The sequence below is a fragment of the Sporosarcina sp. SAFN-010 genome (assembly GCF_059415065.1).
In genome coordinates this window covers 175,549-197,338 of record NZ_JBPFDS010000004.1, presented here as the reverse complement: position 1 = coordinate 197,338, position 21,790 = coordinate 175,549, and the positions used below count along the sequence as shown (strand labels likewise).

Annotated in this window: 25 protein-coding genes and 1 pseudogene; 14 read left to right on the top strand and 12 right to left on the bottom strand. The window is 40.9% G+C overall.

What is annotated here, in order from left to right:
* Positions 1-35: 35 nt before the first annotated feature.
* The 3 genes from ntdP to mutY all read right to left on the bottom strand — a co-directional run bounded on the left by ntdP (position 36) and on the right by mutY (position 2,069).
* A complete protein-coding gene (gene ntdP, locus ACR65F_RS07385) occupies positions 36-581 on the bottom strand; it encodes a nucleoside tri-diphosphate phosphatase (protein ID WP_039042815.1) in 546 nt (181 codons plus the stop codon).
* Between the two features lie 159 nt (positions 582-740).
* A complete protein-coding gene (locus ACR65F_RS07380) occupies positions 741-956 on the bottom strand; it encodes a gamma-type small acid-soluble spore protein (RefSeq protein WP_440503859.1) in 216 nt (71 codons plus the stop codon).
* A 63-nt stretch (positions 957-1,019) separates the two neighbouring features.
* On the bottom strand, positions 1,020-2,069 hold the full coding sequence (mutY, locus tag ACR65F_RS07375; RefSeq protein ID WP_440503858.1) for an A/G-specific adenine glycosylase: 1,050 nt from the start codon (positions 2,067-2,069) through the stop codon (positions 1,020-1,022).
* A 112-nt stretch (positions 2,070-2,181) separates the two neighbouring features.
* Between mutY and ACR65F_RS07370 the strand changes: the two genes are divergently transcribed.
* A complete protein-coding gene (locus tag ACR65F_RS07370) occupies positions 2,182-3,165 on the top strand; it encodes a metal-dependent hydrolase (RefSeq protein ID WP_039042812.1) in 984 nt (327 codons plus the stop codon).
* Positions 3,166-3,175: 10 nt separating this feature from the next.
* Here the strand turns inward: ACR65F_RS07370 and ACR65F_RS07365 are convergent, their stop codons facing one another.
* Both ACR65F_RS07365 and recX read right to left on the bottom strand, forming a co-directional pair.
* Positions 3,176-3,508, bottom strand: a complete 333-nt coding sequence (locus ACR65F_RS07365) for a YfhH family protein (protein WP_440503856.1) — start codon at positions 3,506-3,508, stop codon at positions 3,176-3,178.
* Positions 3,498-4,310: a recombination regulator RecX gene (gene recX, locus ACR65F_RS07360; protein WP_440503855.1), complete on the bottom strand. Its 813-nt coding sequence runs from the start codon at positions 4,308-4,310 to the stop codon at positions 3,498-3,500. The genes ACR65F_RS07365 and recX overlap by 11 nt, the downstream gene beginning before the upstream one ends.
* A gap of 88 nt (positions 4,311-4,398) precedes the next feature.
* Between recX and ACR65F_RS07355 the strand changes: the two genes are divergently transcribed.
* Entirely contained in the window at positions 4,399-5,298 is a 900-nt protein-coding gene (locus ACR65F_RS07355; RefSeq protein WP_440503854.1) for a TIGR01777 family oxidoreductase, read from the top strand.
* Between the two features lie 56 nt (positions 5,299-5,354).
* Positions 5,355-6,161 carry a polysaccharide deacetylase family protein gene (locus ACR65F_RS07350; protein WP_197054094.1) on the top strand — a complete coding sequence of 269 codons (807 nt, stop codon included), beginning with the start codon at positions 5,355-5,357 and terminating at the stop codon, positions 6,159-6,161.
* Between the two features lie 77 nt (positions 6,162-6,238).
* Here ACR65F_RS07350 and ACR65F_RS07345 read toward each other — a convergent pair whose 3' ends face one another.
* A complete protein-coding gene (locus ACR65F_RS07345) occupies positions 6,239-7,414 on the bottom strand; it encodes an MFS transporter (RefSeq protein WP_440503853.1) in 1,176 nt (391 codons plus the stop codon).
* A gap of 64 nt (positions 7,415-7,478) precedes the next feature.
* Here ACR65F_RS07345 and ACR65F_RS07340 point away from each other — a divergent pair, with 64 nt between their 5' ends.
* From ACR65F_RS07340 to ACR65F_RS07330, 3 genes are all read left to right on the top strand, one after another.
* Positions 7,479-7,865 (top strand): OsmC family protein, encoded by a 387-nt coding sequence (locus ACR65F_RS07340; RefSeq protein ID WP_039042808.1) that lies wholly within the window; start codon positions 7,479-7,481, stop codon positions 7,863-7,865.
* 296 nt (positions 7,866-8,161) lie between these two features.
* The gene (locus tag ACR65F_RS07335; RefSeq protein ID WP_172643555.1) at positions 8,162-8,326 is read left to right on the top strand and encodes an SE1561 family protein; all 165 of its coding nucleotides are present in this window, start codon (positions 8,162-8,164) and stop codon (positions 8,324-8,326) included.
* Between the two features lie 253 nt (positions 8,327-8,579).
* Positions 8,580-10,484 (top strand): heavy metal translocating P-type ATPase, encoded by a 1,905-nt coding sequence (locus ACR65F_RS07330; protein ID WP_440503852.1) that lies wholly within the window; start codon positions 8,580-8,582, stop codon positions 10,482-10,484.
* Between the two features lie 480 nt (positions 10,485-10,964).
* Here the strand turns inward: ACR65F_RS07330 and ACR65F_RS07325 are convergent.
* The 3 genes and pseudogenes from ACR65F_RS07325 to ACR65F_RS07315 form a co-directional block, all read right to left on the bottom strand.
* A pseudogene (locus ACR65F_RS07325) lies at positions 10,965-11,156 on the bottom strand (transposase); the annotation flags it as partial.
* Between the two features lie 374 nt (positions 11,157-11,530).
* Positions 11,531-12,562 (bottom strand): YihY/virulence factor BrkB family protein, encoded by a 1,032-nt coding sequence (locus ACR65F_RS07320; RefSeq protein WP_231567250.1) that lies wholly within the window; start codon positions 12,560-12,562, stop codon positions 11,531-11,533.
* Positions 12,563-12,590: 28 nt separating this feature from the next.
* Entirely contained in the window at positions 12,591-12,956 is a 366-nt protein-coding gene (locus tag ACR65F_RS07315; RefSeq protein WP_052245844.1) for a hypothetical protein, read from the bottom strand.
* A 245-nt stretch (positions 12,957-13,201) separates the two neighbouring features.
* Here ACR65F_RS07315 and ACR65F_RS07310 point away from each other — a divergent pair, with 245 nt between their 5' ends.
* Both ACR65F_RS07310 and ACR65F_RS07305 read left to right on the top strand, forming a co-directional pair.
* A complete protein-coding gene (locus ACR65F_RS07310; protein WP_440503850.1) occupies positions 13,202-14,578 on the top strand; it encodes an alanine/glycine:cation symporter family protein in 1,377 nt (458 codons plus the stop codon).
* Between the two features lie 42 nt (positions 14,579-14,620).
* Positions 14,621-14,842 carry a DUF1128 domain-containing protein gene (locus ACR65F_RS07305; protein ID WP_125101222.1) on the top strand — a complete coding sequence of 74 codons (222 nt, stop codon included), beginning with the start codon at positions 14,621-14,623 and terminating at the stop codon, positions 14,840-14,842.
* Positions 14,843-14,907: 65 nt separating this feature from the next.
* Here ACR65F_RS07305 and motB read toward each other — a convergent pair whose 3' ends face one another.
* Complete coding sequence (gene motB, locus ACR65F_RS07300) at positions 14,908-15,666, bottom strand: flagellar motor protein MotB (RefSeq protein WP_025783923.1); 759 nt, start codon at positions 15,664-15,666, stop codon at positions 14,908-14,910.
* Positions 15,650-16,465 (bottom strand): flagellar motor stator protein MotA, encoded by an 816-nt coding sequence (gene motA, locus ACR65F_RS07295; RefSeq protein WP_251662966.1) that lies wholly within the window; start codon positions 16,463-16,465, stop codon positions 15,650-15,652. Before motA ends, motB begins: the two co-directional genes overlap by 17 nt.
* A 190-nt stretch (positions 16,466-16,655) precedes the next feature.
* On the opposite strand from motA, the gene ACR65F_RS07290 reads away from it, so the two are divergent.
* From ACR65F_RS07290 to ACR65F_RS07280, 3 genes are all read left to right on the top strand, one after another.
* A complete protein-coding gene (locus tag ACR65F_RS07290; RefSeq protein WP_039042802.1) occupies positions 16,656-17,888 on the top strand; it encodes an aminopeptidase in 1,233 nt (410 codons plus the stop codon).
* Between the two features lie 100 nt (positions 17,889-17,988).
* Positions 17,989-18,129, top strand: coding sequence for a hypothetical protein (locus ACR65F_RS07285; RefSeq protein WP_156137944.1), 141 nt, complete (start codon positions 17,989-17,991; stop codon positions 18,127-18,129).
* A gap of 91 nt (positions 18,130-18,220) precedes the next feature.
* Positions 18,221-18,802: a beta-class carbonic anhydrase gene (locus ACR65F_RS07280; protein WP_039042801.1), complete on the top strand. Its 582-nt coding sequence runs from the start codon at positions 18,221-18,223 to the stop codon at positions 18,800-18,802.
* Between the two features lie 139 nt (positions 18,803-18,941).
* Here ACR65F_RS07280 and ACR65F_RS07275 read toward each other — a convergent pair whose 3' ends face one another.
* Positions 18,942-19,487: a GNAT family N-acetyltransferase gene (locus ACR65F_RS07275; protein ID WP_039042800.1), complete on the bottom strand. Its 546-nt coding sequence runs from the start codon at positions 19,485-19,487 to the stop codon at positions 18,942-18,944.
* A 210-nt stretch (positions 19,488-19,697) separates the two neighbouring features.
* Between ACR65F_RS07275 and ACR65F_RS07270 the strand changes: the two genes are divergently transcribed.
* The 3 genes from ACR65F_RS07270 (at position 19,698) to map (ending at position 21,762) form a co-directional block, all read left to right on the top strand.
* Positions 19,698-20,432 (top strand): TspO-related membrane protein, encoded by a 735-nt coding sequence (locus ACR65F_RS07270; RefSeq protein WP_440503849.1) that lies wholly within the window; start codon positions 19,698-19,700, stop codon positions 20,430-20,432.
* A 134-nt stretch (positions 20,433-20,566) separates the two neighbouring features.
* Positions 20,567-20,932, top strand: a complete 366-nt coding sequence (locus tag ACR65F_RS07265; RefSeq protein ID WP_440503848.1) for a magnetosome magnetite crystal formation protein family — start codon at positions 20,567-20,569, stop codon at positions 20,930-20,932.
* Between the two features lie 83 nt (positions 20,933-21,015).
* Positions 21,016-21,762 carry a type I methionyl aminopeptidase gene (gene map / locus ACR65F_RS07260; RefSeq protein ID WP_440503847.1) on the top strand — a complete coding sequence of 249 codons (747 nt, stop codon included), beginning with the start codon at positions 21,016-21,018 and terminating at the stop codon, positions 21,760-21,762.
* The last annotated feature ends 28 nt before the right edge of the window (positions 21,763-21,790 follow it).

Sequence of the window (21,790 nt, the reverse complement as noted above, 5' to 3'; positions counted from 1 at the left end):
AAAAAGCCTGCTGCAGATATCGCAGCTCGGCTTATTCACACTTCACTTTTCATATTTTTGTAAAAATCATAACGAGAAGTCCAGACATCTATGAAATCCGGAGCAAAAGGACCTTTACGTTGTTTGATCCAACTTAGAAGTGTTTCAAGATTCCGCCTTAAAATTTTATCAATCACTTCCGGATACCCCATTTGTTTTTTATGATCTGCGTACTCATCTTCATCCAAAATGAGATAGCTCATATCAGGAAAAACTTTGACATCCAAATCGTAATCGATATATTTAATGGAATTATTGTCAAAGACAAATGGCGAGCTGATGTTTACATAATAGTACACACCGTCTTCCCGAAGCATACAAATGATGTTGAACCAGCGTTCTGCATGGAAATAACAAATCGAGGGTTCACGCGTGATCCACGTTCTACCATCGGATTCTGTTACAAGCGTTCGATCGTTCGCACCGATGATAATGTTTCGCGTCCCTTTCAGGACCATAGTTTCTTGCCAAACTCTGTGGATATGGCCATCATGTTTATAACTATGTACTTGTACTGTTTCCCCTTCTTTTGGAATATCCATCTTTAAAACCACCTTTTCGTGACCGGGAAGTATACCGCTCCATTCTTATCACAACATTATACCAACCGTTCCTGAAAATAGAAAATGTTTAACCCTGTTGGTCATAAGAAAAACCGGCAAGGAGTTTATTGCTCCCGCCGGCCGGTGGTGTCCATCCAATTATTTTGTCTGGTCTCCGTAACTATTTGCACGTTGCCCTGAAGCTTGACGTTTTTTCGCTTCAGCTTTTTGGTTTTGTTGTTTCACGTGCTGTACATCTGTTTCGGCTCCAAACTCTTCGTTCATGAGCGGATTGTTTTGTTGGTTTTGTTGGTTTTGTTGGTTTTGTTGCTGTTGCTGTTTGTTTTTCTGATTCCGCTGGTTGTTTGTTGTCATGGATATTCACCTCCGTAACAACTAGCATATCCAGCCCTCTAGAAATTATCCTACTCACAAGAATTATTTATTCAGTTGCTCAAGCAACTTGCTCATCGGTTTCGATTGAGGGATTAGTTCCAATTCTTCTTCAGTGAAAAAACGGTATCCCTCGGGAATGGGGGATTGATCGTGCAGCGTTGCATGATATCCCTCAACATTCCATGTAACGTGGGAGAAAATATGTTTGAAATGAGCGTACACCTCACCTTGCTCGATAAGAAGTCCTGTATCGTTCTTCAGCGCATCTATAGGTTCCATTGTAGGAATGTATTCAATTTGAGGAAACTCCCAAAAGTCTCCTAGAAGTCCGTCCGTCTGTCTCTTTCTTAATAACCACTTACCACCTGGTTCAGAAATTGCAAAGGAATGGATCGTCATGACTTTCTTTTTCAATTTTTTCGTTTTAATTGGAAGTTTTTCTTGCTTCCCTTCTTCAAAGGCAGAACAAAAATCTCTCACTGGACATAGTAAGCACCGTGGATTCGGCGTACAAATTGTTGCACCAAGTTCCATAATCGCCTGATTGAAAGATGATGGGTCTGTTTCATCTATTATTTCCATCACTCGTTGTTCAAACACCTTTTTCGATTTAGGTATGGCGATATCTTCTTCAATCAGAAAAAGTCTTGAAAATACACGCATTACATTTCCATCAACTGCGTGTTCTGGAACCCCATACGCTATGCTTAAAACAGCCCCTGCAGTGTATGGACCAATTCCTCTCAAATTCAAAATTTCAGCTCTGTTTTGCGGAATTTTACTATCATAATTTTCCACGACTTCTTTGACGCCAGCTTGTAAATTTCGGACACGCGAATAGTACCCTAATCCTTCCCAATGTTTAAGGACATGCTCTTCTTCAGCTTCCGCTAGAGATTCCATTGTAGGAAATGATGCAATGAACCGTTCATAATATGGAATGACGGTGTCGACTCGCGTCTGCTGTAACATCACTTCTGAAACCCATATATAGTAGGGATTGGACGTTCTTCTCCAAGGTAGATCCCTTTTTTCTTGATGGTACCAAGATAGAAGAGCCTCGTTAAACTCTTCTTTTTGTGAAATTTTCATGGGCAAGCTCCTTATTACATCTAATACTTTTAGGTTATTCAAATTTGGGTATATAATTAAGAGAACTGTTGAATTCATTTCAGCGGAAACGCCAAAGTAAAGGAGTGATGGAGTGGACACGGGAACACATATTGCAATGGGTATCGCCATTAGTGGGCTTGCAATGGCAGACCCAATCGTTGCCTCACACTCAGCAACAATGGGTCCTGTTTTTGCAGGCATAGTGCTTGGTTCGCTTGCACCAGATTTAGACACCGTTTTAAAACTGCGTAATAATGCTGTTTATATACGGAATCATAGAGGAATTACACACTCCATTCCGGCTGTTCTATTATGGCCAATCGTTATTTCAATTATGTTATCGTTTTTTGTGCCAGAAGCTAATTTCATTCACTTATGGGCTTGGACATTTCTCGCTGTATTCATCCATGTATTTGTTGATATCTTTAATTCCTACGGTACTCAAGCACTTCGACCTTTTTCACAAAAATGGGTCGCGTTAAGTGTCATTAATACGTTCGACCCGATTATTTTCGCCTTACACGCTATCGCAATTGCAGCTTGGGTAATTGGAGCCCCACCTGTTCCAACAATGAGTATATTGTATGGTGTAGTCTTCATCTATTATTTATTGCGATTTGCAGTACATGCTGCTGTAAAGCGGGCAGTATTCAATACAATTCCGGATGCAACGGACATTTACATTGCTCCGACTATGCGATTCTTCCAATGGCGGATTGCTGCATCAACCAAAACAGATCATTATGTCGGGCGTGCATACGGTCGTTCAGTAAATATATACGACCGATTTGAGCGTAAACCATTGCCTGACTCACTGTATGTACAAGCTGCGATGACAGATCGAAATATAGCAGCATTCGTATCATTTTCACCTATTTATCGTTGGGAAATCTCGCAAGTTGATGTATTAACTGAAGTTCGCTTAATCGACTTGCGTTACCGAAGTAAGACGTTCTATCCCTTTGTCGCAGTTGCACATGTTGACGAAGACTTCAACGTTGTTAACTCTTATACAGGGTGGATCTTCTCGGAAGATAAATTGCGAAAGAAATTGAATTTCCTAGAAGAGTCTTAATGTCTGTAGATTATTTCCCCGACTTGACGGATGTGAGCATGGCGAGCGGAAGCGCTTCTTCAGCTTGCTCACCGCCCATGCGATATCCCCAAGCAAAACGGCCTTTTAAGTAATCAACTTTAAAGAAGTATCCTTCGTCTCCTTGGATTTTATAAATTTCTCCAGGTACGATTGTAGCGGGATCGATTAAGTATGATTGAGCCATTAACGCTTTACGCTGATAAACTGCGTATTCATTCAATATCCCTAGTTGTTCAGCTTTTCTTGCTTTCTCCATAAGGCGCGCGATTTCAGTTCTCAACTCTTGTTCAGTCATTTGGCTATACTTTTTTTCATTCTGCATCTTCTTCAAGCTCCTTTTTTTCAATGAAAGCATCGATTCGATCGAACGGAATACCTTTTTGGTACATTGCTTGTTTCACCCGTCTTTTTCGGTCATACCCCTTATACTTTATGCTGACCCGGCGCCATGCTTTTTCACCAGTGGTTTCTGTTATCGCAGCCCATTCGTCTTCATCAGGTTCAAATTCAACAGCATTAAGTGCTTCTTTAATGATGTCAAACGAGTAGCCTTTTCGCAGAAGGGCATTTTGAATCCGTTGTTTCAGCTGAGCTGGGGCAATGGATGAATGTTTACGTGCAGCTTTTTCTGCTAATTTTGTGGCAGTTGCTAACTGTTCTTGTGGGTCGTATTCTTCCAATACGGCATCCTGAATTGATGGATCAATTCCCTTTTCCTTCATTTCCTGTTTGATAGCATTCGGTCCCTTCCCAGATGTGTTTTTTTGTGTATGGAGAAGTGCTTCAGAAAAAGCCTGATCATCGAGAAAGCCTAACCGTTTCAATTTAACAATAGCTTCTCTAATAACAGCTTCACCAAACTCTGCTTGCAATAGCTTTTGTTTCACTTCGTATTCACTTCTCATTCGAAAACCTAGGAAATGTAGTGCTCGATTAAAAGCACGCTGAATTTCTTCTTCATAGACGAGATTTTCTTTATCCCAGTTATCGAGTTGCATCCCTTTTGTTAACCCAAACTTGACGAGATTCGATTCATGCACACTAAACTCATAAACTTCATCCAAAAATATATTGTATCGTTCTTTGTCCCGTTTTTGTTGTGTGATTTTTGTGATTACAGGCACGTCTATCACCCCCCGCTACTAATAGTATACCTGTTCTTATTAGGTCGGTCAGCTGATTCGTTTATCATTATTGAAAGGAGTTTATTTCATGAACATATTAGTTACTGGAGGGACCGGATTCATCGGTTCCAAACTTATCGATTTACTTAAATCGAAAGGTCATACTCTAACAGTCTTATCAAGAAGTGAGTCAAAAGAAGAAAATGGAGTTCACTTTGTCCAATGGCTACATAAAAATTCAAAACCTGAACAAGAACTAACACCTCCAGATGCGATCGTAAACTTAGCAGGTGTTTCCATCAATGATGGCAGCTGGTCTGAAGAACACCAAAAGAAAATCTATGAGAGTCGTATGGAAGCAACAGATGAGCTGCTCCGTATTTTAGAGACCCAAAATTGGAAACCTTCCGTATTCGTAAACGCCAGCGCTGTCGGTATTTATCCTACTTCCGAATCCCATGTGTACACAGACAACTCACCAGATATCGCTCATGATTTCCTCGGAAAAACCGTGCATGATTGGGAACAAAAAGCCTCTAGGATGAAACAATACGGGACACGTGTCGTTTATACACGATTCGGAACTGTATTCGGTAAAGGCGGCGGTGCCCTGCCTCTCATTTCACTTCCTTACAAATTGTTTGCAGGCGGCCCCATCGGATCAGGGCAACAGTGGATATCATGGGTTCATATTGAAGATGTGACGAGGGCAATTTACTATGCAATTGCCGTTCCTTCACTAGAAGGTCCTGTTAACGTAACGGCACCAGCACCAGTACGAATGTCCGATTTAGGAAAAACAATCGGGGCTGTCATGCATCGGCCTCATTGGCTACCAGTTCCGAGTATCGCAATGAAACTCGCATTAGGGAAAAAAAGCAAATTAGTCTTGGAAGGACAACATGTGTTGCCTGAAAAACTTATTGAAAGCGAGTTTACTTTCAAGTATCCTGCGATTCGTCCCGCACTTGAAAACATTCTTATGTAGACAATGTATAGAACCCTCTCTTCGACACACGCTATGAAAAAAGGAGTGTGCTCGAAATGATGGAACAACATGGACCTGGTATCTTAATGGCAGCATTTGTGATAGTCGTCGGTCTCGCTTTCAACCCGTTTTCAGCTCATGCAGATGAATTTCACTGGGGATTTAAGAAAGCAATGAATGGTGAACCTCCTAATGCTGGATCAGCGCTTGAGTCGATGTTAAATGAGTACGGCGCGATATATAAAGGCAAACCTGATGAAAAGGTTGTCTACTTAACGTTTGATAACGGCTATGAAAATGGAGAAACGGAAAGTATTTTGGATACGCTAGAAAAAGAACAAGCACCCGCGACTTTTTTTCTAACTGGTCATTATTTGAAAAGCGCAGCACCACTTGTAAAACGAATGGTTAAAGATGGGCATGGAATAGGAAACCACTCCTATGATCATCCTAATATGGCGAAACTTAGCCCTGAAAAGATGGAAGACGAGTGGAAGCGATTTGACAAATTGCTTGAGGAGACGACTGGTATTAAACGTACGGTTTACGCAAGACCGCCCGAAGGTATTTTTAACGAACAAGTGCTAGCTGTCGGAAATTCACTTGGCTATCGTCATATTTTTTGGTCAGTTGCCTTTATAGACTGGTATGCAGACAAGCCAAAAGGTCGCGATTTCGCCTACAACGAACTGATGAATCAGTTGCATCCTGGCGCTGTGATCCTCATGCACACCGTTTCTTCTGATAACTCACAAGCACTGCCAGACTTTATAAGAGATGCTAAGAAACAAGGTTATACGTTTGGATCACTGGACGACCTTGTCATGGAATATGAAGATATTCAATTAGGAAGCGTTCAGTGAGCGCTTCCATATAAAAACAGAGACTTTTTCTTAAGCCTCTGTTTTTTGTTGCTTGTAACCATGAGTATGTTTCAAGTTCATAAAATTTCTTGCTTCACTCGTTTTTTCCCTGCTAATGTTAATAAAAACAATGTTCCCATTAACAAGCCAAATAAGTATAAATAGTGGTGCTGTGAAACCTCTAGCACGTACCCTCCAAGTATAGGTCCAGTTAAACTGCCGAAACTGAAGAATATTCCACACAGTAAGTTCCCGGTTGGTAATAGGTGCTTCGGTGTAAGATCAGACATGTACGCAACGCCAAGGGAAAAGAGCGAGCCAGAAAATATGCCCCCAACAAAAAACATAATCATTATTGCGATTGCGGAGGTACTCAGGAATGCTGCACCTGTGAACGCCAACATGCCGCCCCCTAATCCGATGAGTAGGACTGGACGGCGCCCTATTTTGTCGGACAATATGCCAAGAGGAACTTGAGAAATGATTCCTCCGAACGCAAAAGCAGGAATAATGATTGAGACCATACTTAAAGAGAGCCCATTACGCAATGCATATACTGGAAACATTGCGTTTAAAGATGACTCTAAAAAACCGTATGCAAAGGGTCCAAGTAGCGCAATCCAGGCAACAATCACTGTTGCTTTCACACGCTTTCCAAAATGACCTGCAGATGCGGAACTCGCCATCACTTCTGGTAAGTCATTCTTTAACGTGAAAACGAGCCCCCAAGCACACAATGTAAGTAGTGCGGAAACAATGAAGGGTAAGCCTTCATATATAGAAACAAGTGGCACAAACATAGGACCAATCGCAAATCCAACACCTACTGATAATCCATAAATAGAAATACTTCTTCCCAGATTTTCTGGTGGAACTGTACTCGTTATCCAGGTTTGAGTTGCAAAGTGCAACGCATGATCACCAATTCCTATAAATAAACGGAGCATAAACCAAAAGATTACACTTTTCCATAATGGGAATGAGAGCAACGAAATGATTACGATCAAACCGCCTGATATAATGACAGGCTTATATCCGAATTTACGTAGTGGTGCCTCCATGAATGGGGAAACCAAAAGTGTTCCTATGTATAGACCTGTCGCATTTAACCCGTTTAAAGTTCCTGGAATACCGTCTTGCTCAAAAATTGCAGATATTAGCGGGAGCAACATCCCTTGTGAAAAACCAGAAATAGAAACGATAATGACGAGCACCCAAAAACGATGCTGTTGTCGACTTCTTGTGATTGCCATTCGTTAAACACCCCTTATTCAGCAAAAACCTATATAATGATAGCATATAAAGGAGGGAATATTAATGAAATTCCAAATGACAGATCACGGTTTCGAAACTGAAACAGAATTCGGCAAGCTTGAAATCTCTTCAAATGAGGAAAAAGGATTTCGTCCCTATCAGTTAATGATTTCTTCCATCGCTGCGTGTACAGGTGGAGTGATGCGCAAAATCTTAGAGAAGAAAAGAATGCCTGCCCAATCGATTGACATCGAAGTGAAAGAAGTAATTCGATCACAGGATGATGCTAGTCGCCTTGAAAAAATCCACTTCCATATTAAAGTGAAGGCAGATGGTCTGACTGATGAGAAGATGCCAAAAATTCTCGAGCTAACAGATAAGAACTGTTCAATGTACCAATCAGTCGCGAATTGCATAGATGTAAGAAAAACATATGAACTGGTGAACTGATTTTTTGAACATTAAAAGACCCGGCCTCTTGTTATCCAAAGAGAGCCGGGCTTTATGTTATAAGTAATTTGATCATAGATTTACTGCGAATTCGCCAATAGAATTTCCGTTTCCAGACGTCTTCGAATCCCCTCCTTCTGTTATCAGAACTTGTTCAGCTGCCCTCCTTTTTTTGATTATAAGTATCATAACACATTAACGATTAATTGTGAATAGTTAAAATTGATTTTCTTTTCAACTAATTGTACTGACCAACTATTTCCGTTAAAATAGGTGTATAGAAAGAGGTGTTCCTTATGCAAAACTCACCATCTAACCAAGTTGATGATCTAAAAGTTCGACTCAATCAGTTTTTGGAAACGCTCGATACAATTGAGCCCGAAACAGCTGACCTTGAAGAAATCGATCGTCTCATTAGTCTCGTTGACGATTTAGAAGTCCGTATGGGCAAGATGAAATAACATTTTTGAATCGATAACTAGATCTGTAGCAGAGGTTTTCAGTGCCTCTGCTTTTTTGTATGCAAAAATTCATCATTTCCTAAAAACGAAACACACTGTAACACTTTTTTCTCAACTATGCTATACTACTATTAATAGTAATTATAAAGTAGTAACAGATATCATTTAAGTCGGATTTCCCTTATGGAATCCGACTTTCCTACTTTCAAAAGGTAAATGAAAGTGAAATTCATTCTCAATTAGGAGGGGTATTATGACAACGCATGCAAATACAGAGCTTCAAAAGTCAGTGGATTGGAAAGAACATATTGAACTAGGTTTGGCTATTCTTTCAGGAATACTCATTTTGGCAGCTTGGTTAAGCGGGAAAAATGGAGCTGAACTTTTTTCGATAGGACTATATGTAACTGCCTTTTTGATCGGCGGTTATGCCAAAGCAAAAGAAGGAATCGAAGAAACAATAAAAAACAAAGAACTCAACGTAGAAATGTTAATGGTACTCGCAGCGGTTGGTTCTGCAATCATTGGTTATTGGGCTGAAGGCGCTATTCTAATTTTCATCTTTGCGTTGAGTGGTGCGCTTGAAACGTATACGTTGAATAAAAGCCATAAAGAAATATCTTCACTCATGGAATTACAACCTGAAGAAGCTTGGCTCATCCAGGAAGATGGTACTGAAGTGAGTGTGCCAACGTCTTCCCTAGCAGTTGGTGCTAGATTGCTCGTTAAGCCCGGTGAACGAATTCCTGTAGATGGTGTTGTGCAAAAAGGTAGTACATCTGTCGATATGTCAGCTATAAACGGTGAATCAGTTCCTGCAGATAAGCGACTCGGTGATGAATTATTTGCAGGTACAGTAAATATTAGTGGCGTTATCGAAATGGAATTAACAAAACCAAGTAGTGAATCGTTGTTCCAAAAGATTATTACAATGGTGCAAAATGCACAAAGTGAAAAATCTCCTTCCCAGCAATTTATCGAACGGTTCGAAGGGAGTTACGTCAAAGTTGTTCTTGTAACAGTTGCACTTATGCTGTTCTTGCCGCACTTCATATTTGGTTGGGATTGGACAACAACTTTCTATCGAGCTATCGTTCTTCTCGTCGTCGCATCTCCCTGTGCGCTCGTCGCTTCGATTATGCCTGCGACACTCGCAGCTGTCTCTAATGGTGCGAAACGCGGTGTCTTATTTAAAGGCGGCGTTCACCTCGAGCATTTAAGCTCACTACGCGCTATTGTGTTTGACAAAACGGGAACGCTAACGACAGGTAAACCCGTTGTAACGGATTTCATCGTACGTGAAGGTACTTCTGTTGAAGACGCGCTGTCACTTTTAGCAGGTATCGAGTCTCGTTCGAATCATCCTCTAGCGACAGCAGTTACAGCATACGCACTCACTAAAGATATCTCGATGCGACGCGACTTTGACATTGAAGAAGTTCCAGGCAATGGCTTGCGAGCTTTTCCACCTGAAGGAGAAGTAATCGTTGGAAGCCCGCGGTTTGTTGGAATTGAAGAAGCTAAAACATTTCAAAGTGGATCTGCTTTCGCTCTAGCTGATGAAGGTAAGACAGTTCTATTCATTAAAGACCAAAAAGGCATTCTAGCAGCGGCTGCGCTACAAGACGTTCTCCGCCCAGAGGCGATAGAAGCTATTCAAGAACTCAAAAAAGCTGGATTGAAAACCATTATGTTGACAGGAGACAACGAAAAAACCGCAAAAGCTATTGCTTCCCAAGCCGGCATTGATTCTTACACTGCGGAATGTCTTCCAGATATGAAAGTTCAGAAAGTTAAAGAATTGATGGGTCAATATGGTGCAGTTGGAATGGTTGGAGACGGCATTAATGATGCACCAGCACTCGCTACAGCAACAAGCGGTATTTCGATGGGTGAAGGAACAGACGTCGCATTGGAAACAGCAGATGTCGTTCTTATGAAGAATGACTTAACTAAACTCCTTTACACGATCAAACTTTCGAGAAAAATGCAGCGTATTGTAAAGCAGAATGTATTCTTCTCTATTCTCGTCATCGCAATGCTCATCATTTCCAACTTCATGCAAGTCGTGGATTTGCCACTTGGTGTACTCGGTCATGAAGGAAGTACGATTCTTGTCATTCTAAATGGATTACGAATGCTCAATACAACAAAGTAAAAGCAATGCTACGGTATAAGCTGAGGCATTGCTTCAGACTGTAGACAAAAGGGATGGGAATCAATTTGATTTCCATCCCTTTTCTCTGTTTGGCATCGTTGACTCTGGAAATGAAGGATGACAGGCCGTTAATCTCCGTTCCGGACGGTCGCTTTCCGGGGGCTTGCCCTCAGCCTCCTCGTCGCTTCGCTTCTGCGGGGTCTTCGCGCTGCGCTAATCCCCAGGAGTCGCCGTCCTGCACTCCAATCAACTGAATGTCTCATGAGACATTCACATCATTTAAGCAAAGGATGCAATCGGAGTGCTCCATATCCAGCTGGCAAGAATAACTAGATGTAGCAGAAGACATGAGACACCGATATGAAATCAAAGAAGTCTATGAAAATGCAAAGAGACCGTTGAACGTGTTTTGCGGAGGCCAAGGAGAAGCATGGTATGCGATAGACAACCCTAAGAAGATTTAGGGTATTAAATAAATTACATCTTATGGAAAACAACTGAATCTATGCACGGTCTCCCGAGTAGTGAATATAAATCTGCAACCAATTGATAAATGAAGGAAAAATCAATTGCTGCCTCTAATTTACGGACCCGATGGTCTTGCGGAACTAACTGTTAGATTGTTATCATCTTCATCTGTTCCCGTTCTATGATTTGATTCTTCATCACCATTTCCTTTACCCCATCTGATAGTTGGGAGATCCTGTTGATTGTAGCGGAGAGCGGCGACTCCGGAGGGATCAGCGAAAGCTGTGACGAAGAACAGCTTTTGCGAGTAAAAGCGAAGCGTTAGGAGCACGTGTTTTCGAAGACCCTGGACTGAGCAAAGCGAGGGAGATGAGTGCTGCCTTAATTTCAGCAAAGTGCGCTAAAATACGGCCAATCGAACTCTTCGTTGTTTGATTGGCTGAGAGCAAGCCCCTCGGAAAGCGTCCGCTCGCAGCGAAAAGCAACTTTTCATAGTTAATCCTATTGTAAAAGAAAAAAGACTGTAGGCAACCCCCATGATTTATGGAGTTTGTCTACAGTCTGAGCAATGCTACGGCTTATACCGTGGCATTGCTTTTTAATTCTCTTATTCGTTCTGCCCGTTCTTTCATGACTGCATTGATTTGCCCGCCAATCATGAGAATGATAGCTGAGAAGTAGAGCCATAGCATAAGAATTATGATGGTTCCTATGCTACCATACGTATTCGCATAGCTTCCGAAATTGGAAACATAAAATGAGAATCCGAGAGTAGTAATAATCCAACCTATCGTTGCAAACAAAGCTCCCGGAAGTGCTGTTTTAAATGGAAGTTTCACATCTGGTACTAACCAATAGATGAGTGTGAACACGACTGCAATCAGAATAGGTGGTAGTATGAATCGCAACTGATTCCACAATGTATTGAATCCATCTTCAAATCCTAAATAAGAAAAGATGACTGAACCGATTTGCTCTCCAAATACTGGTAAACCAAGAGCTACCACCACTACAAGTACAAGCATTACAGTAAAGACAATGGACATTCCACGTTGGACAACAAACGAGCGTGAGTCTTCTTTAAAGTATGAGCGATTTAGCGCTTTCGTTAATGCATTCATCCCTTTGGAAGCAGACCAAAGTGTTGCTAAAATACCAATGGACAACAAGCCACCATTTTTGTTAGCCAGCACTTGCTCTAGAATATCGCTAATCATGGTTGCCACTTCTGCCGGTGCATAATCCCTTATGAACAGAATGACTTGCGCCTGGTCAAGATTTAAATACGGCAACAACGTGAAAAGGAAAATAAGCAAAGGAAACATTGAAAATAAGAAAAAATAAGAGAGTTCAGCACCAAGCCCGGATACATCGACGGTTTTAATGCGCAAAATCAATTCTTTCAAAAACCCATCTTTTGTTGTTACATCAAATGTATGTAGGTCTCCTTCTTGTATATCTGATACAAAGCCGCCTATTTTAGAATCCGAAAATTTGTTTCCGTCATCATTGGATCGGTGCGAGAGTTCGTTTATGTACGGTTTGTCCTGATGGGCCTTTTTGAGTGAAGGCGGCCCATCGGACAACTGGTTTTTTTTATTTTCTTTCAACGCGTATCCCTCCTTTTCGCTTCGCGGTTTACGAGGTGGCAGATGGTGAATCCTTCATTATGGTTTCGTACTCTTCTTTTGAATCCACAAATGTTTCCTTAGTATCTGTTACCAATTCTTTCACTTGCGGCGTCAATGCCTTAAGTTCTTCTACTTGCTCCTTAATATAAGACACATCTCCAGATAACTGTTCAAAGGCAGCTTGAAATTTGTCTTTCTGATCAACCAATTTTTGTTTCAAAGTTTCCGGATTCTTGGCATAGAACGAAATTTCATTTGCCGCTTTTTTCGAAGTTCCCATTACAGAATTACGTGTCGAACGATCGAGCAGAGCAGCTGCCCCACCAAGTAAAGCACCTAACAAGATAAATTTACCAAGTTTACTATTCCCCATATAAAATACCTCCAAATAGATTACTTAATTGCTTACCGTATTATACCCCACGAAGTAAAAAACAAACAAATCAGTCCGTATCTTTAAAAAAGTACTTGACGGATGCACTGAAGTTTCGCAATATTAGTACTTAATAACAGTAACTAGTTATATTAGTTTGAATTTTCTTTCTACAAAGGGGGTGCGGACTTCTTTCTTCGTATTTATAGACATATAGTTGGTCAAACAACAAGGGGGGAATTGGGATGGAACAAGTACAGGCATTTCTAGGTAAATTAAGCGATATCATTTGGGGGCCACCACTACTAATTTTACTTGTTGGAACAGGGATATTCTTAACGTTCCGACTCACATTCATTCAGTTTCGATTATTACCGTATTCTTTAAAACAAGTGTTCTCTAGAAATCATGACAAAAAAGCAGACGGTGACATCTCTCAATTCCAAGCGCTTATGACCGCTATGGCAGCAACTGTCGGTGTTGGGAACATCGTAGGGGTTGCCAGTGCTGTAGCAACTGGTGGACCAGGAGCAATCTTTTGGATGTGGGTTGCCGGTCTATTCGGAATGGCGACGAAATATGGGGAAGCAGTCCTAGCGGTTAAATACCGTGTAAAAGACGCCAATGGACAAATGGCCGGTGGACCGATGTATTACTTAGAGCATGGTCTGAAACAAAAGTGGCTGGGCGTTATGTTCGCCATCTTTGGGGCATTTGCAGCATTCGGAATTGGTAATGGAACTCAATCCAAAGCCATTGCAGATGCTATGAATAATGCGTTTAACGTACCATTCTGGGTTACAGGAATTGCGCTCGTCATTTTTGGAGCCCTTGTAATTTTAGGCGGTATTAAGTCAATCGGTAAAGTTACAGCATTCTTTGTACCGATTATGGCTCTTTTCTATTTCATTGCAGGAGCAATTATTATTATCTTAAACTTTGATTTGGTACCGGCTGCATTTGGCTTAATTTTCAGCGATGCATTTTCTGGTCAAGCCATCGCAGGTGGAGCAATTGGTACGGTCATTCGTTTTGGGGTTGCACGTGGACTTTTCTCAAACGAAGCTGGTCTCGGTTCCGCGCCAATTGCAGCAGCAGCAGCAAAAACAGATATGCCTGGACGTCAGGCACTTATTTCCATGACGCAAGTTCTATTTGATACATTGATTATCTGTTCGATTACTGGCGTAACTATTGTCATGTCAGGTCAATGGAACAAAGGCATCGACAAAGGTGCATTGACTGGTGAAGCATTCGGTTACTTCCTAGGTGGAGCTGGACCGATGATTGTTACGATTGGTCTTATCTTCTTTGCATCCTCAACCATTCTAGGATGGAGTTATTATGGTGAGAAGTGTTTCCAATACTTATTCCCGAATCCGAAAGCTGTATTCACTTATCGCATCGTATTCGTACTCTTCATCTTCGTTGGAGCAACAGCTACTCTAGACGTGGTCTGGACGCTTGCAGATGTTCTGAACGGTCTAATGGCTATACCGAACCTAATTGGTCTTCTTGGCTTGTCTGGTGTCATTGTAATGGAGTCTAAACGGTTCCAGGCAAAAATGCAGGAAGAGAAGAAAGAGAAAGAAAAAATGCAGGTTGACAGTGACTTAAATTAATGGAATGATTAAGTACTTAGATTGCGAAAGGCGGAAAAAACTATGGACTTAACTCAACCAACGACTGAAAATGTTTCGTATATGATTAATCAAATTAAAGAAAAACTTCGTATGGTGAATGTAGATGCGATGAAGTCAGAGAACTTCAGCACATCAAAATATGAAGATCTCCATTACATTTATGAAATGGTGATGAAGCGCGAAACGATTACACCGAACGAAATGCAAGCCATTGTTGCAGAACTCGGTTCGCTTCGCGGATAACTCCTATAAGATTTATCACAAAAACAGCGACTCCCTCGTAATGGGAGTCGCTGTTTTTTTGAGAATTATTCAAATGCTGTACCGTCTTTTAACACAAGCGGTTGAATTAAAACTTCAACTCGTCTATTTTTAGCTCGGTTAGCTTCTGTATCGTTTGGAGCGATTGGACGGAATTCACCGTACCCTTTCGCACTGAACGCCATTGGGTCCACTTTATCATTTTCAGCAATTATCGATAAGAAATTAACTGCACGCATGACACTTAGCTCCCAGTTCGATTTATACTGACCGCTTGCCATCGGCACGTTATCCGTATGACCTGCAATTACGATTTGTCGTGGCTTTTCAAATACGAGCAATTTCGCAATATCAGATGCAACCGAACGGTATTGAGTGTCAATCTCGGCACTACCTGTGTTGAACAGAACGCTGTCACGAATCGTGACCAGTAATCCCTCTTCAGTAAGTTTTGTATCAAACTGACCTTCCAATTCATTTTCAGCTATATAGTCCTCTAGATTTTCTTGAATCTCTCCGAGAGATCGCTGGTCCTCTAAATAGGAAGAATTTTCATTTCCTGCGCCTGCATCTTCTTGCGGTACAGGAACAGTGGTTGGAGAAGAACTATCCATTACCCCTTTACCACCATCAAAAACTTCACTAAACACTGATGAGATTTGACTGAACTTCGCCTCATCAATAGAACTGGAAGCAAACAATACGATAAACAGGGCAAGTAGCAACGTTAACAAGTCTGAATATGGCAAGAGCCAGGATTCGTCGACGTGTCCATCATCTCTTTTGCGCTTACGCTTCTTCGGCAACTTCCCCCGCCTCCTTGCCATTCGAGCTTCCGTTAGCAAGCTTACGACGTTCCTCCATAGATAGATAAGAAGATAGCTTTTGTTCGATGACACGTGGCGCTTCCCCTTCAAGAACAGAGAGAATCCCTTCAATCATCATATTCTTCTGTCTTACTTCCTCTGCGGATTTACGCTTTAGTTTGTTAGCAAATGGGTGCCAGAGTACATATCCTGTGAAAATACCTAGCAAAGTGGCTATGAATGCTGCTGAAATGGCATGACCTAGTTTTTCAATATCGTTCATATCCCCAAGTGCAGCAATCAGACCAATAACAGCCCCGAGCACACCAAGCGTTGGCGCATAGGTACCGGCTTGTGAAAATATGAGTGAACCTGCCGCGTGTCTATCAGACATCGCATCGACTTCTTCACCTAGAACATCTCGTATATAATCTGCATTTTGACCGTCAATTGCTAGTCCCAATCCATTTTTCAAAAAAGGATCTTCGATTGAATCCGTTTGGGCTTCTAGCGAAAGTAATCCTTCCCTACGAGCTACATCAGCCCAAGATGAAAACATACGAATAATATTAGCATCCGAAGATAGCTTTTGTTCTTTAAAAATCACCCCAAAAAGTTTCGGGACACGTTTAATTTCGTTCATCGGAAATGCGATGACTACCGAAGCTATCGTACCAAAGATAATAATTAAAATAGCTGCGGGATTAATCAAGCTTGAGAGTGCCGCACCTTTTAAAAACATGCCGACAAATACTGCTACGACACCGATAATTAAACCAAATACCGTTGATAAATCCATGCAAAGACCTCCATGTCTTTCATTCTTCTATTTATTTCGTCAGATTTTGAACTTTCTTTAGAGAATCTGGTCGAGAAATCTCAGGAAACTTTTTATCAATAGTTGAAAGCGGATTCAAAACTTTCTTTTTGCACTTTTCTAACCAATATTGGTACTATTAGATAACATTGAGAAAAGGGGTATGAATCTATTGAATACATTTGAACAACAATTACAAAACTATGCAGAACTTGCCGTTACAGTCGGCGTAAATATCCAACCTAACCAAAACCTCTTTATAAGTGCTTCTACAGACGTTCGAGAGTTTGTCAGAATCATCGTTGAAAAGGCGTATGCTGCAGGTGCGCGACAAGTCTTTGTTGACTGGAGTGACGATGTCGTCTCTCGTATTCGTTATGAACAAGCACCAGCAGATTCCTTCGGAGAATTTCCTTCTTGGAAAATTGCTGAGCGCGAACAGCTTGCAAAGCAAGGAACTGCCTTTATGAGTATCGTTTCACAAAGTCCGGACTTATTTAAAAATGTTGATCCCTCACGTATTCGAGATGCACAAAAAGCAAGTGGTCAAGCTCTCGACGGATTCCGTCAAATGATGCAGGCAGACAAGTTTAGCTGGACAGTCATTGCCGCTCCTTCAGCTGATTGGGCATCTCTTGTCTTCCCTAATTTACCGGAAGCAGAACAAGTACCAGCCCTATGGAACGCGATATTCAAAGCTGTGCGTGCCAACACATCAAATCCAGTTGAAGAATGGAAACAGCATGATCAGAAACTCCATGAAAAAGTGGACTATTTAAATAGCAAACATTATCACAAACTGCATTACACAGCTCCAGGCACTGACCTAACGATTGAATTACCGGAAAAACATACATGGTGTGGTGCTGGTAGTGTAAATGCAGATGGCGCTACGTTCATGGCGAACATGCCTACTGAAGAAGTATTTACAGCTCCTTTGAAAACCGGAGTGAATGGTGTCGTTTCAAGTACAAAGCCATTGAGCTATGGCGGAACAATCATAGATGACTTCAAAATTACATTCAAAGATGGTAAGATTACAGACATCGTTGCAGGACAGGGACAAGACGTGCTAGAAAATATGATTGAAGCGGATGACGGTGCGAAATATTTGGGTGAAGTTGCCCTTGTTCCCCATGAATCCCCTATTTCAGCATCTGGGCTCTTGTTCTATAATACGCTTTTCGATGAAAATGCTTCCAATCACTTAGCCATTGGTAGCGCTTATGCATTCAATTTAGATGGCGGTAAAGAAATGGATCGTAAGGAACTTGAGAAAAATGGATTGAACCAAAGTATCACTCATGTGGACTTCATGGTTGGGTCCGGTGAGATGAACATTGACGGTGTCCTTCCTGACGGAACAGTTGAACCTCTCTTCCGAAATGGGACTTGGGCGTTTTAACACTAGATTCTAGACAAGTTTCGCGTAAGCTCTTAATCTTTTCATGTAAATGCGTTATAATGGTGTTAGTCACTGATTATCAATAGAGAGGAGACTAATAATGGCCTTACTAATCGTTACTATCGTCGGTTTTGCAGTTACCTTCGGCTTAGCTGCGATGTTCATGATTCATTACATGAATGATTCTTTAGTGTCTCACGATGCTGAAGTTATCGATCCAAAGCCAGATGTCACCTATTAAGCATAATCCTATATAGGATTTTTGAGAATATTAAAAGGGCTGCCAACTGGCGCCCTTTTTCTCTATATACTTATAAAACGGAGGAATTATTATGACACTACTTTCAACAATTTTAGAGCATAACGACCAGTTCGTAACTGAACATCAATATGAAAAATTTGCCACAACAAAATTCCCGAACAAACGAATTGTTATCTTAACTTGTATGGACACTCGTCTGACAGAGCTCCTTCCGAGTGCTATGAACCTAAAAAATGGAGACGCTAAAATCGTTAAAAGTGCTGGTGCACTCGTTGCTCATCCATTCGGTAGTATTATGCGTAGTCTACTCATCGCTATTTATGAGTTACAGGCTGATGAAGTATACATTATCGGTCATTACGATTGCGGTATGAGCTCCATTGACACCGATTCAATTATCGACAAAATGGTAGCTAGAGGGATTGACCGTGATCTATTTAAAACTCTTGCTTATTCTGGAGTAGATCTTAAAGGTTGGCTTCATGGATTCAAAGATGTGACTGCAAGCGTTAAACAAAGTGTCGATGCTGTCCGTCACCACCCCTTGATGGATACAACAGTTCCTGTACATGGCCTTGTCATGCATCCCGATACTGGAAAGCTAGATGTCATTGAAGATGGTTATTCTAAAACAACTGTACAAAACGACTAATTCCGTTTTATTTCCCGGGAAATAGACAATAAAAAACACATTACCATTCAGCTTGTAGAAGCTTGTGGTAATGTGTTTTTTATTGGTAAAACCATATCCGAAAGCGACTTTTAAAAAATCGCCATGCGGTCTTACCCTTTCAATAATTGTCTTCAAGTTGTGCATACATATAATGGTCTTCCCAAACACCATTTATGTAAAGTAATTTCCGGTGCAATCCTTCACGTTCAAACTTCGTCTTTTCAAGGACTCGAATAGATGCGACATTACGAGGAGATACATACGCTTCCACACGGTGTAATCCTGCTGTTTCGAAAGCGAATTTCGTTGCCTTTTCGAGTGCTTCCGTTCCTAACCCTTTTCCGGCTGATTCATGATCAATCGAGTAACCTACAAATCCACTTGAAAAAGGTAATCGCTTTATGCTGTAAAGCGAGATTTGTCCAACTAATTGGCTAGTTTCGCTGTCGAAAATACCGAAATTATACTCTCGACGATCACGCATTTGATAAAGAGACTCACGAATCTTTTCCCTTTGCATGGGTACTGTGTAATAGCTAGCATCATGACGTGGTTCGAACACTGTCCAATACTCTTTGTTTCGTGAGACTAATTCTGTAAAAATCACAGCATCTTCTTCAGTTAAAATCCGTAAATAGCATGTTTTTCCTTCAAGTAGTATCACATTCTATTCCACCTTTTGTACGGGCCATTAGCCATTCCTTTTTCCTTTTCGTACATAAATGTTTATGTAATCATTTTGCTTAGTATACCATGTTCTTCCCTTAAACAACTGCCCTATACATGCACATTTATGAGAATTGTTGCGAAAACTTCATAATTACTTTTTTACAACGTCCTATTTACTAGTATACTGGTACAAGGAGGATTTTTCATGAAAAAAATGATTTTAGCTTTTGCCTTTCTTCTTTTAACTGCTGCACTTACTATTTCAAATTCAACACTGCTAAACGGGATGACTACAATAGAAATAGCCCATAAACTACCTATTCTTCTTATGCCTGCAGACTTTACTTTCTTTATTAGACCCATTATTTTTGTATTTCTCGCATACTGGGTTGTTAAATTCAATTCCGGTGATTTGATTTCCACAAAACGTATTGTGCTATTCATTATCGCTTGTCTGACAAATTCAGCATGGTTTCCATTTTGGCATTTTGGCTATTTCGGATGGGCATGTCTCTCTACATTGGTTGGGGCATTCTCACTTTACGCCTTGTATCGTTCCTATCCATCAAAGCAAAATAGTTGGGGACATCGCGTTCCAATTGCTCTCCTGTTTTCCTGGACACTCATCAGTTTTGTTGTGAATGCCAACTATTTAATTGTTTGGGATGAATGGAATCGTTTAGGCCTTAGTTCGGTTCTCTGGACGATTATAAACTTAACGTTACTCGCAGCCATTGCACTACACTTTAGTTATCACCATCGGGACTGGATCATTAGTACAATTTTCATTTGGGTATTTTTTGGTATTCTCGTGAATATTCAATTTGAAGAACTTTTCGTAACCTTATCTACCCTTTTCTTAATAGTGATTATGATAATAGGTATGTTCATGTTCTCACCTTCAGCTCCCTCTAAAAAAAATGAAGAGACGTCGTTTTAGCAACTATTGGTTGCTAAAACGACGTTTTTTTCTGAAACAACCTTTTTTCAAGGAACAATTAAATTAGTTGTGCTTTTGGATGTCCGTTTGGCAATACTACCTATACGGACTTGTTAGAAAGGAGAAGAACTATTTTGGATAACTCGAAATTACTTTCTTCACTCAGCTATTTTAGTGTTCTTTTTGCACCTTTGTTATTGCCCTTCATCGTTTGGATTGTTGCTGATAATAGTGATGTCAAACATCATTCCAAACGAGCTCTCATCTCTCATCTCATCCCAACAGTTCTATTAGTTGCGGCTAGTTTAATTTCATTTTTTCAGTTTTTTTCATTTCGTCAAACCTCAACAGACTTTCTGGACTCTCAAAGTTTACTCACAGCACCTAACTCCATAGGCTTTTGGGGTGCGGCACCAATTCTTTTTATGATGATGTACAGTTTTCTGTTTCTGATTGTTCTCGTCTGGAATGTTGTGCAAGGCGTGAAAGTATTTAAATAACAGTAAACTGTCTGCTCGGGTAGTTCCCTTTATATGTGGTATAGTTGTAGAGGATAAAGAAAGTACAGAAAGAAGGATTTCACATGATTGCAAACACAGAAGAAGAAATTGCTGCCTTGCGAAAAATCGGAAGAATTGTAGCGGAAATTCGTGAAGAGATGAAAGCAGCAGCTACCCCTGGCATGACGACGAAGGAGCTTGACGAACTCGGTGGAAAACTTTTCACTGAAAAAGGAGCCATTTCTGCTCCGATTGATCAATATGATTTCCCTGGATATACGTGCATAAGTGTCAATCATGAAGTGGCTCACGGAATCCCAGGCAAACGAGTTCTAAAAGACGGCGATCTCATCAATATCGATGTCTCCGGTTCTTTTGGTGGTTACTTTGCAGATACAGGTATTTCTTTTGTGCTCGGTACTGCTGACGAAGCCAAACAAAAGTTATGCGATACTGCAAAGAGTGCTTTTGACCGTGCGATGACAAAAGTGAAGGCTGGTTCACGACTTAACCAAATCGGGAAAGCTGTAGAACGCGAAGCAAAAGATAATGGATTAACAGTGATTAAGAACCTTACAGGTCACGGAATCGGAACGACACTTCATGAAGAGCCCCAGCATGTCCTTAATTATTATGATGCATGGGAACCTACAATCATGAAAGAAGGTATGGTCATTGCTGTTGAGCCATTCATCTCTGAAAAGGCTGAGCACATTATTGAAGAAGGCGACGGCTGGACATTCATCACACCTGACAAGTCCCTTGTTGCTCAAATCGAACATACGATTATCGTTACAAAAGACAAACCGATTATTTTGACAGAACTTTAAGCAAAAAAGTACGCCATGAGAAGCTCTC

What these genes read in the sequence shown, in the direction of transcription:
- ntdP (WP_039042815.1), bottom strand. Translation starts at nt 581, where the DNA reads ATGGATATTCCAAAAGAAGGGGAAACAGTACAAGTACATAGTTATAAA.
- ACR65F_RS07380 (WP_440503859.1), bottom strand. Translation starts at nt 956, where the DNA reads ATGACAACAAACAACCAGCGGAATCAGAAAAACAAACAGCAACAGCAA.
- mutY (WP_440503858.1), bottom strand. Translation starts at nt 2,069, where the DNA reads ATGAAAATTTCACAAAAAGAAGAGTTTAACGAGGCTCTTCTATCTTGG.
- ACR65F_RS07365 (WP_440503856.1), bottom strand. Translation starts at nt 3,508, where the DNA reads ATGCAGAATGAAAAAAAGTATAGCCAAATGACTGAACAAGAGTTGAGA.
- ACR65F_RS07355 (WP_440503854.1), top strand. Translation starts at nt 4,399, where the DNA reads ATGAACATATTAGTTACTGGAGGGACCGGATTCATCGGTTCCAAACTT.
- ACR65F_RS07350 (WP_197054094.1), top strand. Translation starts at nt 5,355, where the DNA reads ATGATGGAACAACATGGACCTGGTATCTTAATGGCAGCATTTGTGATA.
- ACR65F_RS07345 (WP_440503853.1), bottom strand. Translation starts at nt 7,414, where the DNA reads ATGGCAATCACAAGAAGTCGACAACAGCATCGTTTTTGGGTGCTCGTC.
- ACR65F_RS07340 (WP_039042808.1), top strand. Translation starts at nt 7,479, where the DNA reads ATGAAATTCCAAATGACAGATCACGGTTTCGAAACTGAAACAGAATTC.
- ACR65F_RS07335 (WP_172643555.1), top strand. Translation starts at nt 8,162, where the DNA reads ATGCAAAACTCACCATCTAACCAAGTTGATGATCTAAAAGTTCGACTC.
- ACR65F_RS07330 (WP_440503852.1), top strand. Translation starts at nt 8,580, where the DNA reads ATGACAACGCATGCAAATACAGAGCTTCAAAAGTCAGTGGATTGGAAA.
- ACR65F_RS07315 (WP_052245844.1), bottom strand. Translation starts at nt 12,956, where the DNA reads ATGGGGAATAGTAAACTTGGTAAATTTATCTTGTTAGGTGCTTTACTT.
- ACR65F_RS07310 (WP_440503850.1), top strand. Translation starts at nt 13,202, where the DNA reads ATGGAACAAGTACAGGCATTTCTAGGTAAATTAAGCGATATCATTTGG.
- ACR65F_RS07305 (WP_125101222.1), top strand. Translation starts at nt 14,621, where the DNA reads ATGGACTTAACTCAACCAACGACTGAAAATGTTTCGTATATGATTAAT.
- motA (WP_251662966.1), bottom strand. Translation starts at nt 16,465, where the DNA reads ATGGATTTATCAACGGTATTTGGTTTAATTATCGGTGTCGTAGCAGTA.
- ACR65F_RS07285 (WP_156137944.1), top strand. Translation starts at nt 17,989, where the DNA reads ATGGCCTTACTAATCGTTACTATCGTCGGTTTTGCAGTTACCTTCGGC.
- ACR65F_RS07280 (WP_039042801.1), top strand. Translation starts at nt 18,221, where the DNA reads ATGACACTACTTTCAACAATTTTAGAGCATAACGACCAGTTCGTAACT.
- ACR65F_RS07270 (WP_440503849.1), top strand. Translation starts at nt 19,698, where the DNA reads ATGAAAAAAATGATTTTAGCTTTTGCCTTTCTTCTTTTAACTGCTGCA.
- map (WP_440503847.1), top strand. Translation starts at nt 21,016, where the DNA reads ATGATTGCAAACACAGAAGAAGAAATTGCTGCCTTGCGAAAAATCGGA.